This window comes from Acidovorax sp. JHL-9 (assembly GCF_000426205.1).
GTDB classification, from domain to species: domain Bacteria; phylum Pseudomonadota; class Gammaproteobacteria; order Burkholderiales; family Burkholderiaceae_C; genus Acidovorax; species Acidovorax soli.
The window spans coordinates 1-12,575 of record NZ_AUEX01000046.1 but is presented as its reverse complement, the minus strand read 5'-3'; the positions used below and the strand labels follow the sequence as shown (position 1 = coordinate 12,575).

10 protein-coding genes are annotated in these 12,575 nt (G+C 61.1%); all 10 read left to right on the top strand.

Features of this window, described 5'->3' with window-relative positions:
* Positions 1-237, top strand: a 237-nt coding sequence (locus tag K225_RS0118765) for an ATP-binding protein (protein WP_026437777.1), incomplete at its 5' end; no start/stop codon positions are given.
* 328 nt (positions 238-565) lie between these two features.
* A complete protein-coding gene (locus tag K225_RS0118760; protein ID WP_369794886.1) occupies positions 566-1,351 on the top strand; it encodes an SDR family NAD(P)-dependent oxidoreductase in 786 nt (261 codons plus the stop codon).
* A 43-nt stretch (positions 1,352-1,394) separates the two neighbouring features.
* Positions 1,395-2,405, top strand: a complete 1,011-nt coding sequence (locus tag K225_RS0118755) for a TRAP transporter substrate-binding protein (RefSeq protein ID WP_026437775.1) — start codon at positions 1,395-1,397, stop codon at positions 2,403-2,405.
* 32 nt (positions 2,406-2,437) lie between these two features.
* Positions 2,438-3,598, top strand: a complete 1,161-nt coding sequence (locus tag K225_RS0118750; RefSeq protein ID WP_026437774.1) for an acetyl-CoA acetyltransferase — start codon at positions 2,438-2,440, stop codon at positions 3,596-3,598.
* Positions 3,595-5,184: an acyl-CoA synthetase gene (locus tag K225_RS0118745; protein WP_026437773.1), complete on the top strand. Its 1,590-nt coding sequence runs from the start codon at positions 3,595-3,597 to the stop codon at positions 5,182-5,184. The genes K225_RS0118750 and K225_RS0118745 overlap by 4 nt, the downstream gene beginning before the upstream one ends.
* Entirely contained in the window at positions 5,184-6,092 is a 909-nt protein-coding gene (gene ltnD, locus K225_RS0118740; protein ID WP_034713410.1) for an L-threonate dehydrogenase, read from the top strand. Before K225_RS0118745 ends, ltnD begins: the two co-directional genes overlap by 1 nt.
* 113 nt (positions 6,093-6,205) lie before the next feature.
* Positions 6,206-8,089 (top strand): TRAP transporter large permease subunit, encoded by a 1,884-nt coding sequence (locus tag K225_RS0118735; protein ID WP_026437771.1) that lies wholly within the window; start codon positions 6,206-6,208, stop codon positions 8,087-8,089.
* 21 nt (positions 8,090-8,110) lie between these two features.
* Positions 8,111-8,635 carry a gamma carbonic anhydrase family protein gene (locus K225_RS0118730; RefSeq protein WP_026437770.1) on the top strand — a complete coding sequence of 175 codons (525 nt, stop codon included), beginning with the start codon at positions 8,111-8,113 and terminating at the stop codon, positions 8,633-8,635.
* Between the two features lie 342 nt (positions 8,636-8,977).
* Positions 8,978-10,783: a D-lactate dehydrogenase gene (dld, locus tag K225_RS0118725; RefSeq protein ID WP_238323281.1), complete on the top strand. Its 1,806-nt coding sequence runs from the start codon at positions 8,978-8,980 to the stop codon at positions 10,781-10,783.
* On the top strand, positions 10,780-12,575 hold a 1,796-nt coding region (locus tag K225_RS0118720; RefSeq protein WP_238323280.1), incomplete at its 3' end, for a biotin carboxylase N-terminal domain-containing protein. The genes dld and K225_RS0118720, both read left to right, overlap by 4 nt.

Sequence of the window (12,575 nt, the reverse complement as noted above, 5' to 3'; positions counted from 1 at the left end):
CTGTCCAAGCTGTACGAGCGCACCAGCGTTGTGATCACCACCAACCTGAGCTTCAGCGAATGGGCCAGTGTGTTCGGGGACGCGAAGATGACCACGGCACTGCTGGACCGGCTCACGCATCACTGCCATATTCTGGAAACCGGCAATGACAGCTTCCGGTTCAAGAACAGCTCTGCACAGCAACCACCACAGACCACCAAGAAGGAGATGACAGTCAAGAACTTATCCACAACGTGAATATCAAGTTCACGAACCAGGGTGGGTCAGATCGAGATGGAAATGGTGGGTTACGGTTGCATGGAAATCAACACTTGAAGGGTGTGGATTCCTTTTTTGTTTCGGGGGAGGAAGGTCATTTGGTTCAAATAGTAAACCAAAAGAGGGATGAAAACCCCGAGTGGCAATGACACATAGTGAACCGGAAATGTCGCAAATCGCTCTATCTAACTATGTGAAATCTCCTTTGTGACCCTAGCATAGACAGCTCGTAGCACCTCTTGGTTTAGTAAAGAGGTTCATATAGTGGATCAACTGGTTAATCAAAAGGCGAGACATGGCTGGACGCATGAAAGACAAAGTGGTGATCGTGACCGGAGCTGGCAGTTCCGGTCCCGGTTGGGGCAATGGCAAGGCAGCAGCCGCGCTTTATGCGCGCGAAGGCGCAAGCGTGTTCGCTGTGGACTATCGTCTGGAGGCAGCCGAGGAGACTCAGCGTGTCATCGAGGGCGAAGGCGGGCGATGCTTGGCATTCCGGGCCGACGTGTCGAAAAGTGATGACGTCAAGCGCATGGTTGAGGCGTGCGTACAGGCGTACGGTTGCGTGGATGTCCTCCACAACAACGTCGGCATCGTCGAGACCGGTGGCCCCGTCGAGACCTCGGAAGAGAGCTGGAGCCGCGTCATCGCGGTCAATCAGACCAGCGCATTCCTGACCGCGAAGCACGCAATTCCCTACATGCTCGAGCGCAAGCGTGGGGCGATCGTCAACATCGCATCGATCGCGGCGGTGCGCTGGATCGGTTTCCCGTATCTGGCTTACAGCGCAGCTAAGGCGGCGATGGTGGCCATGACCGCCAACACCGCCGTTCAGTATGCGGCAGATGGAATTCGAGCGAACTGTGTGCTGCCGGGCCTGATGAACACGCCGCTCATTCGCGAGCCGTTGTCCAAGTCATATGGCGGTGATGTGGATTCAATGGTTGCGCAGCGCGACAAGATTTCCCCAACAGGAAAAATGGGTGACGCGTGGGACACCGCCTATGCCGCACTGTTTCTGGCTAGCGACGAGGCCAAGTACATCACCGGGACGACCCTAGTGGTGGACGGCGGCCTTACAGCGCGGTGCGTCTGACAACCTATTTCTACACCAACTCACAACCACAGGAGACAAACCAATGAACACTTCTCGACGCACCTTGCTGAAGGCCTCCGGTGCCGTCGGCCTGGTTGGTATCACTGGCCGCGCAGCCTTCGCCCAAGGCGGCACTTTCAACTACAAGGTGGGTACCAATGTCCCAGTGACACACCCCATTGCGATCCGCCTAGCCGAGGCCGCCGAGAAGGTAAGGGCCGAGACCAGCGGGAAAGTCAACATCCGCGTGTTTCCGAGCGGCCAACTCGGCTCCGACACGGACATGCTTAGCCAAGTCCGCTCTGGCGGGATCGAACTGCTCACGTTGCCAGGGCTTATCCTTGCGAATCTCGTGCCAATGGCTTCGCTCAACAGCGTCGGCTTCGCCTTTCCCGACTATCCCTCTGTCTGGAAAGCAATGGACGGTGATCTCGGGAAGTTCATCCGGTCGCACATCACTAAGGCGAACCTCGTTTGCTTCGAGAAGGTTTGGGACAACGGTTTCCGTCAGGTGACGTCCAACAAGCCTATCTTGGGGCCGCGTGACCTGATGGATACGAAGATTCGCGTTCCGCAGGCGCCACTTCTGGTTTCCCTGTTCAAAGCACTGAAAGCTGCGCCCACGCCGATCAATTTCAACGAGCTGTACAGCTCCCTGCAAACCAGGGTGGTAGAAGCGCAGGAAAACCCGCTGGCCATCATTGCTACCGGCAAGCTCTACGAAGTGCAAAAGTCATGCTCATTGACCAATCACAGCTGGGATGGCTACTGGCTGCTAGCGAATAAGCGTGCCTTCGAGGCGCTTCCCGAGCCCCTGCGCGAAGTCGTCAACAAGCATTTCAACGACGCCGCGATGGCTCAACGTGACGACAGCGAAAAGCTAGCTGTGTCTCTCCAACAAGAGCTTGCATCTAAGGGTCTGGCGTTCAACAAGCCGGACACAACGGCATTTCGCACTGCGCTGCAGGAAGCGAAGTTCTACGCCGAGTGGAAATCCAAATTCGGCGACGAGGCCTGGGCGCGGCTAGAGGCCGCTGTCGGCAAGCTCGCCTGACAACTCTCAATCTGATTCAACGAGGAAGTTCGATGTCTGTACCACACATTATCGGTTGGGGGCATACCCCCTTTGGCAAGCTCGACCAAGCCGACCTGGAGCAACTATTTCGAGATGCGGTGAATCCTGCGCTGGAGCGCGCCGGCGTTGGGGGCTCGGACATCGACGGTATCTTCGTCGGCACCTTCAATGGCGGGTTTGTTCCTCAGGACTTTAGCGCGTCGTTGGCCGGCGTCGCCATGCCTGAGTTCCGCCACACGCCCGCCGTTCGCGTGGAGAACGCATGTGCCACCGGCTCTGCGGCCATCTGGGCAGCGCTGGACGCACTTCAAAGCGGGCGCGTCAAGCGCGCACTTGTCGTTGGCTTCGAAAAGATGAACACGTTGCCGAGCGCGCAAATCGGCGAAGTGCTGCTGAAGTGCTCCTACGTGAAGGAAGAGGGCGGAAAACCCGGCGGCTTCGCAGGCGTCTTCGGCGATATTGCCACTAAGTACTTCGAGCGATTCGGCGACCAGTCCGACGCACTCGCCGCCATCTCAGCGAAGAACCATCGAAACGGGGTGGACAACCCCTATGCCCATATGCGGCGTGACCTCGGGTTCGACTTCTGCCGCAACGTGTCCGAGAAGAACCCGCTGGTCGCCGGTCCGCTGAAGCGCTCTGACTGCTCGCTTGTGTCCGATGGCGCCGCGGCGTTGGTGTTGTCCATGGAGCCCAGGCCTGGCTACGGCGCCGTCCGCTGGCGCGCTCGCTCACAGGTCAACGAGTTCCTGCCCTTGTCCCGCCGCGACCCCACGCGCTTTGAGGGGGCGGCCCTCGCGTGGTCACGTGGTCTGTACGAGGCCAACGTCTCGCTGAACGATCTCAAGGTCGTGGAGACGCATGACTGCTTCACCATTGCCGAATTGCTCGAGTATGAAGCCATGGGGCTGGCGCCGCATGGCCAGGGTGCCCGGATGATCCTGGACGGGGTGACCGCCAAGGATGGAAGACTGCCTGTGAACCCCTCTGGTGGGCTGAAGTCCCGCGGGCATCCCATCGGAGCCACGGGCGTCTCGCAGCACGTGATGATGGCTATGCAACTGACGGGCGAAGCAGGAGCGATGCAGATTGCCGGTGCGGGGCTTGGCGCGGTCTTCAACATGGGTGGCGCAGCTGTCGCGAACTACCTGAGCATTCTGGAGGCGGCATGAACGCAGCGCAGGTGATGAACCTTGGCTTGCTGCTGCGTCAGACGGCGCAGTTGTTCCCCGAACACAGCGGTGTCATTCAGGGCAACCAGAGGTGGACTTGGCGTGAAATTGATCAGCGCGTCGATGCCATGGTGTCCGCGCTGCATGAGCTCGGCTTGCGCAAGGGCGACAAGATCCTCGTGCAGTCGCGCAACAACCTCCAGCTCTTCGAGAGCTGCTGGGTCGCGTTCCGCCTGGGGTGCGTGTGGGTGCCGACCAACTATCGGTTGACGCCGCCCGAGGTGGCCTACCTGGGCGCGTCCAGCGGTGCCAAGGCCATGTTGTACGAGGCTGACTTCTTCGAACATGTGGAGGCGGTCCGCACGGCTTCGCCTGCTATCGAGCACGTGATTTGCATCGGCTCGCCGCGCCAAGGCGAGCATGGGTACGACGAACTTGTGGAGCGCCACCGTGGCGCGCAACCGGAGGTTGCTACCGTCGACTATGACGACCCACTTTGGTTCTTCTATACCTCCGGGACAACCGGAAAGCCGAAGGCCGGTGTGCTGACGCATGGTCAGATGGCGTTCGTGGTCACCAACCACCTGGCCGACCTGATTCCCGGAACCACCGAGCGCGATTGCTCTATTGCCGTCGCGCCGCTGTCCCATGGTGCGGGGATCCACGCATTGCTGAATGTGGCGCGGGGCGCGTCCACGGTACTGCCCCCGGGCGAGAAACTGGACTCGGAGGTCTTCTGGCAGCTCGTGCAAACGCATCGCGTGAGCAACTTATTCACCGTGCCCACGATCGTCAAGATGCTGGTTGAGCATCCGTCCGTTGACAAGTACGACCACAGCTCGTTGCGGTATGTCATCTATGCCGGTGCACCCATGTATCGGGCGGATCAAAAGCTTGCGTTGCAGAAGCTAGGCAAGGTGCTGGTTCAGTACTTCGGTCTGGGCGAGGTGACCGGGTGCATCACGGTCTTGACTCCTGCAATGCACTCGGCCGACGACGATGATCCGAACGCGAATATCGGATCTTGCGGCCGGCCGCGCGTCGGCATGGAAGTGGCTATCCTCGACGAGCAATTGCAACACGTTCCGGTGGGCACGGTCGGTGAGATCTGCTGCAGGGGGCCAGCCGTATTCGCCGGATACCACGCCAATCTCGATGCGACGCAGAAGGCGCTGCGGGGTGGTTGGTTCCACACAGGAGATCTCGGTCGCCTCGACGACCGGGGGCTGCTGTACATCACCGGCCGCGAGTCGGACATGTACATCTCCGGCGGGTCCAACGTTTATCCGCGGGAAGTGGAAGAGATTCTGCTGATGCATCCCGGTGTCGCCGAGGTGGCAGTCCTGGGGGTGCCAGATCCGAAGTGGGGTGAGGTCGGTGTCGCAGTCATCGTTCGAAAGGATGGGGCGCAGCCAGTCGCCGACGAGGAACTGCTGAAACACCTCGACGGCCGCTGCGCGCGCTATCGCTGGCCGAGGCAGTTCTTCTTCTGGGACGCGCTGCCGAAGTCCGGCTACGGCAAGGTGACCAAGAAAGATGTGAAGCGGATCCTCTTGGAGCGCGGCGACATCCACGAGGTAGCGTGATGGATGTCGGGATCGTTGGCCTGGGAGCGATGGGGCTGGGTGTGGCGCGAAGGCTCCTGACCAAAGGGTTCGCGGTGCATGGGTGCGATGTGAGGCAAGAGGCCCTGGCAGCACTGAGGGTTGCGGGTGGCATTGCACATGCTTCGCCGGCAGACACTGCTGCATCGTGCGACACCCTGCTCCTGTTCGTTGTCAATGCCGAGCAGGTGTCCAGCGTGCTCTACGGACAGCTGGGTGCGGTCCAGCGCCTGCGCCCTGGCTCGGTGGTGGTGTCATGCGCGACGGTATCGCCGAGCTTCATGAGCGACCTGGGTCGACAACTGGACGCAGCGGGAGTGCATCTCATCGAAGCGCCGGTGAGCGGGGGGATCAAGGGCGCCGCCGAAGGAAGCCTGACGATGCTGACATCCGGGCCTGAAGCCGCGTATGACGTCTGTGACGCGGTACTTCAGGCCATGTCCACCAAGGTTTACCGGTTTGGGCCCCAGGTTGGCATCGCGTCGAAGATCAAGATCATCAACCAGCTCCTGGTCGGTGTTCAGATCGCCGCAGCGGCGGAGGCAATGGCACTGGGTTTGCGCGAATGCGTGGACCCCGCTTTGCTGTACGACGTCATTAAGCGCAGCGCTGGTAACTCCTGGGCTTTCAGCGATCGGGTTCCCCGGATCGTGCAAGGAGACTACTCGCCGCCACATACGGCCCTTGACATCTTTGTCAAGGACCTGGGGCTTGTGCTGGATCTCGCCAAAGAGAGTCAGTTTCCGCTCCCTCTGACGTCCACCGCCTATCAGATGTATGCGAATGCGTCCAGCGCTGGCCTGGGCTCGGAGGATGACACCGCAATCATCAAAACCTTTCCTGGTCTCAAGCTGCCGGAAAGAAAGGGTGCGCCCGCGCAACTTGATTGACCACCCTGGAGGCCACGGCTTCACAGAAAAACTTACATGAATCAGGAGACAAGCATGCCGATTGCAAAAACAACCTTGCTGCCTTTGGGGCAGCCACTCTGGCGGAGTGCGTCATGAGCCTAGCCGTACACGACATTGATAGCCGGAGCCACGGCGCAAACAGTGAAGGTGGCTCGCTGGCCGCACGCATCGAGCGTGCTCTTGGGATGGTGGTTGACGCAACTGCGGCGGTGCTTGTTCTCGTGGAGATCGTCATTCTCCTGTGGGGCGTGATTGCGCGTTTCGTGTTCCATAGCCCACTCGTCTGGTCGGACGAACTCGCGTCGATTCTCTTCATCTGGCTCGCGATGCTGGGATCGGTATGCGCATTGCGCCGATCCGAGCACATGCGCATGACGGCGGTGGTGAACAAGCTTGGCCCACGGGGACAGGCCCGGCTCGAAGCGGTCGCCATTGCGGCTTGCTTGGCGTTCCTGGCCATCGCGGCATGGCCTGCTTGGGAGTACGCGAGCGATGAGCTCGTGATCACGACACCTGCGTTGGGGATATCCAATGCCTGGAAGGCCGGAGCGCTGCCCATCGGAATCGCGTTGATGGCCCTGTTTGGCCTTCTGCGGATGATGGTGGTTTCCGAGGTCAAGGATCGAATCATTGCCGTCGTCGCGGTTGCGGCAGTGGTCGGCGTTTTCTGGTTTGCTCGGTCTCTGTTCCAGGACCTTGGCAATGTGAATCTGCTGATCTTCTTCTTCGGAGTCACGGCTGCATGCGTCTTCGCCGGGGTGCCGATTGGCTTCGCGTTCGGCCTGGCCACCTTTGGATACGTCGCGCTGGCAACCGGCACACCACTGCCGGTGCTGGCAGGCCGTATGGACGAAGGGATGTCCCACCTCATACTGCTGGCCGTGCCCTTGTTTGTGTTTCTCGGCCTATTGATCGAGATGACGGGCATGGCAAAGGCCATGATCGGCTTCCTTGCCAGTCTGCTCGGGCACGTGCGGGGCGGCCTGTGCTATGTGCTGGTCGGCGCGATGTACCTGGTGTCCGGTATCTCGGGATCCAAGGTTGCGGATATGGCGGCCATCGCACCCGCGCTGTTTCCGGAGATGAAGCGCAGAGGGGCGAAGGAGGGCGACCTCGTGGCACTGCTCTCCGCCACGGGGGCCCAGACGGAAACCGTGCCGCCGAGTTTGGTGCTGATCACGGTGGGCTCCGTGACCGGGGTTTCCATTGCGGCATTGTTCACCGGCGGGTTGCTGCCAGCCGTTGTGCTGGGGGCCATGCTGTGTGGCGTGGTGTGGCTGCGATACCGGCATGAAGATTTGAGTCACGTGCCGCGCGCCCCCCGCAAGGAAGTGCTCAAGCTCTTCCTCGTCGCCCTGCCGGCGATCGCGCTGCCCTTCATCATTCGAGCTGCCGTCGTGGAAGGCGTGGCGACGGCGACGGAAGTCTCGACGCTCGGGATCGTCTACAGCGTGTTCGTGGGCCTGCTGATCTACCGCCAGTTCCCGTGGAATCAGCTTGGACGGATGCTGGTCAACACTGCATCGCTGTCAGGAGCCATTCTGTTCATTATCGGGACTGCTACGGCTATGGCCTGGGGTCTGACTCAATCAGGTTTCTCTGAGGGGCTGGCGACGATGATGAAAGAGATTCCCGGTGGCGCTTGGGGATTCCTGCTCGTGTCCATCGTGGCCTTCGCGATCCTGGGCGCTGTGCTTGAAGGAATTCCAGCCATCGTGCTCTTTGGCCCATTGTTGTTTCCGATCGCTCGCCAGGTGGGCGTCCATGAAGTGCATTACGCGATGGTTGTCATCCTGTCGATGGGCCTAGGTCTTTTCGCCCCGCCTTTGGGAGTCGGTTACTACGCGGCCTGCGCCATCACGCGCGTCAATCCGGATTCTGGCGTACGACCCATCGTGGGCTACATGATCGCGCTCCTGCTCGGCATCCTAGTGATTGCCGCAGTGCCGTGGATCGCTATCGGGTTCTTGAAATAACGTGGTTTCGGTGGAGTCTCTATGACCATTTATGCACTTGGCGAACTAACGCCCGTTGTCGATGCCTCCGCTTACGTTGCGGAAAGCGCAACCCTGATCGGCCAGGTCCATCTCGGCAAGGATTGCAGCGTTTGGCCGCAGGCGGTGATGCGTGCGGACAACGAATCTATCTTCGTAGCGGAGGGCAGCAACATCCAAGAGGGCGCGGTGCTGCACACGGACCCCGGGTTTCCTCTTCACATTGCTGCCAACGTCTCCGTTGGGCACCAGGCGGCGCTGCATGGCTGCACGGTGGGGGAGGGGTCCTTGATCGGCATCCAGGCCATCGTGCTTAACGGGGCGGTGATTGGCAAGAGCTGCCTGGTCGCTGCTGGTGCGGTCGTGACCGAGCGGAAGTCTTTTCCGGATGGATCGCTGATCGTCGGAGCGCCTGCGAAGGCAATCCGCCAATTGAGCGCCGAGGACATCGAAAAGCTCATGGGAAATGCCCGCGAGTATGTGGAGCGCTCACGTCAATACCTGGCCGGATTGAAGCCGATTGGTTAACACCGAGTGCGGCCGCGCGGCGCCTTCCTCGAGAAGCTGTCGTAGCGGCCTGCGAGGGTGATGTTGGGTCTGGGGCAAGACGGAAGCTTTGGCATGTCGTTGGGATGAGGGGTGCATCACGCTAAGCCCTCGTACTTGCGATGGCCCGTGAGCGTTTGCGTCCGGTGCGCGCCAGCTACTCGCGTAGCGAGATTCCAGTGGTCGACGCATGAGCATAGTGCACTTAAGCACTGGCTGATGCCTTGACCGCGAATCATCTGCTCGCAGTGGCATCTACAGGAGGAGTGCGGCTGCGTGATGCGTTACCGCGATCCAAAACAAGCATAGTCTTAGGAAGACTCAATGATGAAGTCTCAAGCAGCCGAAGAACAAGCGGGGCCATCGGTTTCTGCAGTCGCCGCGCGCGGCGACCTGCTCCCGAAATTGCGCAAAATTGTCGGCCATTCGAATGTGTTGAGTGGTCCCAGCGAGACGCGGCGGTTTCGCAAGGGATATCGCACCGGGGAAGGGCCCGTTCTGGCAGTGGTGAGGCCTGGCACGCTATGGGAGCAATGGCAGACACTGGAAGCCTCGATCGCTGCCGGGTGCATCGTGATCATGCAGGCAGCAAATACGGGTTTGACCGGTGGATCCACGCCTGACGGAGATGACTACGATCGAGAGGTAGTGCTGATCAACACGATGCGGATCACGGGCATTCAAGTCATTGGGGATGGCGCGCAGGTCATATGCCTACCAGGCGCGACTCTGGACCGCTTGGAACAAACGCTTGCACCTTTCGGCCGCGAGCCGCATTCGGTCATCGGTTCTTCGTGCATCGGAGCGTCGGTACTCGGCGGTGTGTGCAACAACTCGGGCGGAGCCCTGGTGCGTCGCGGCCCGGCCTATACGGAACTAGCCCTGTACGCGCAGGTGCAGGATGATGGAACCTTGCACTTGGTGAACCATCTTGGTATCGATCTGGGTGTCACCCCGGAGGAGATACTCACGCGGCTGGAGCGCGGTATCTTCACGGACGCAGACATCGTGCACGCGACGGTGCGCGTGGCCTCCGATTCGCGCTACGCCGAGGATATTCGAGCAGTCGATGCCGATACACCAGCGCGATTTAATGCCGATCCGTCGCGGCTCTTCGAGGCGTCAGGTTCTGCTGGAAAGCTCTGTCTCTTCGCCGTTCGCCTAGACACCTTCCCGAAGGAGCCGAGCACTGTTTTCTACATCGGTAGCAACGATCCTAGCGACTTCACTGAGGTTCGTCGTCACGTGTTGACCTCATTCTCACGGCTTCCGATTGCCGGCGAGTACATCCATCGCGACGCCTACGACATCGGCGAGCGCTATGGCAAGGACACGTTCCTGTTCATCGATCGATTCGGCACAACCCGGGTGCCTGCTGCATTCGCGCTCAAGAGTCGAGTCGATGGATTCTTCGAGCGGTTCGGCCTTCAAGGTGTGACAGACCGCCTTCTACAAGCTGTCACGCGGCTACTACCCAGTCACCTGCCTGAACGCATGCGGCTGTGGCGAGAGAACTACGAGCACCATCTGCTACTGCGAGTTTCCAACGACATGGTGGACGCCACGCGTGGCTTTCTCGCCAGCTACTTCTCAGGAAGCCAGAGCGGCGCGTACTTCGAGTGCAGCGATGACGAGGGCCGCAAGGCATTCCTTCACCGTTTTGCGATCGCAGGAGCGGCGATTCGCTATCGGGCGGTGCATCGCCATGAAGTGGAGGACATTGTTGCCCTCGACTTGGCCTTGAGACGGAATGACCGTGAGTGGGTTGAGAAGCTGCCGCCGGAGATTGAGTTGGACATGGTCCACAAGTTGTACTACGGCCACTTTTTCTGCCACGTTTTTCATCAGGACTACATCGTGAGGAAGGGGGTCGATCCCTTGGGGATGGAACATCGGCTGTGGGTGCTTCTCGATGAGCGCCGCGCCGAGTATCCCGCTGAACACAACGTCGGCCATCTCTACGTCGCCAAGCCCGCGTTGGCTGGCTTCTATCGCCAGTTGGATCCGACCAACTCATTCAATCCCGGTATTGGCCACACTTCCCGCCTCCGTGGCTGGGGCCTTTGCTGCGAGGGCAAACCCGCTTGGCCCGCCGCCTACTCCGAAAGCGCCGAGGACCACACATCATGACCACCTACGCCTTGCAAGAAGACTCAACTGAGATGTTCGGAACAACTCGGGCAATTCGATCCTTGTTGATCGCCAACCGCTCCGAGATCGCCATCCGCGTGATGCGCGCCGCCTCGGAGATGGACATCCGCACCGTGGCGATCTACTCGCGCGAGGACCGGCTGGCGCTGCACCGCTTCAAGGCCGACGAGAGCTATTTGGTCGGTGAAGGCAAGAAGCCTTTGCAAGCCTACCTGGACATAGCCGACATCCTGCGCATCGCCCGCGCCGCCAAGGTGGATGCCATCCACCCGGGCTACGGCTTCCTGTCCGAGAACCCCGAGTTCGCCGAGGCGGTGATCGCCGCCGGCATCGAATGGGTGGGGCCGCGCCCCGAGGTGATGCGTACCCTGGGCAACAAGGTGGCGGCGCGCAATGCCGCCGTCGCCGCGGGCGTGCCCGTGATGCCGGCCACGCCCCCCTTGCCACTGGATCTGGAAGAGTGCAAGAAGCTGGCCGCCGGCATTGGCTATCCCGTGATGCTCAAGGCCAGCTGGGGTGGGGGAGGGCGTGGCATGCGCGTCATCCGTACCGAGGCGGAGATGCCTGAAGCGCTGGCAGCGGCTCGGCGCGAGGCCTTGGCCGCCTTCGGCAACGACGAGGTGTATTTCGAGAAGCTGGTGCAGCGCGCTCGCCACGTCGAGGTGCAGATCCTGGGCGATCGCCATGGCAACGTGGTGCATCTCTTCGAGCGCGACTGCACCGTGCAGCGCCGCAACCAGAAGGTGGTGGAGCGCGCCCCGGCGCCGTACCTCGACGACGCCCAACGCCAAGCTCTGTGCGACAGCGCGATGCGGCTGATGCAGGCCGTGAACTACACCCATGCCGGTACTGTGGAGTTCCTGATGGACGCCGACAGCGGCCAGTTCTACTTCATCGAGGTCAACCCGCGCATCCAGGTCGAGCACACTGTGACCGAGCTGATCACCGGCGTGGACATCGTCAAGGCTCAGCTGCGTATCAGCGAGGGCGGGCGGATCGGCATCACCGAGGACGGTCCGGCAGGCCAGGCCAGCGGCGTCCCCGCCCAGGCGCAGATCTGCTTCAACGGCACGGCCGTGCAGTGCCGCATCACCACCGAAGACCCGGAGAACGGCTTCCTGCCCGACTACGGCCGCCTGTCGGTCTACCGCAGTGCCTCGGGCTTCGGCATCCGCCTCGATGCCGGCACGGCCTACAGCGGCGCTGTCATCACGCCGTACTACGACTCGCTGCTGGTCAAGGTCACGGCCTGGGCGCCCACAGCCAAGGAGTCGGTGCAGCGCATGGACCGCGCGCTGCGCGAGTTCCGCATCCGGGGCGTAGCCTCGAACCTGCAGTTCCTCGAGAACGTGATCAACCACCCGGACTTTGCTTCGGGCATTGTGACCACGCGCTTCATCGACACCACGCCCGAGCTGCTGGAGTTTGCCAAGCGGCGCGACCGCGGCAGCAAGCTGCTGGGCTTCATGGCTGGTATCACGGTCAATGGCAACCCCGAGATGGCGGGCCGCAAGATGCCCGAGCTGCCGTTCCCCAAGCCAGTGCTGCCCCGCGTGGACCTGAGCCGTCCTATCCCCTTTGGCAGCCGGGACCGCCTCAAGGAACTGGGCCCTCAGCGATTCACGCGGTGGATGCTGGAGAGCCAGCCGGTCCTGATGACCGACACCACGCTGCGCGACGCGCACCAGTCGCTGTTCGCCACCCGCATGCGCACGGCCGACATGCTGCCCATCGCGCCGTTCTATGCACGCGAGCTGCCGCAGCTGTTCTC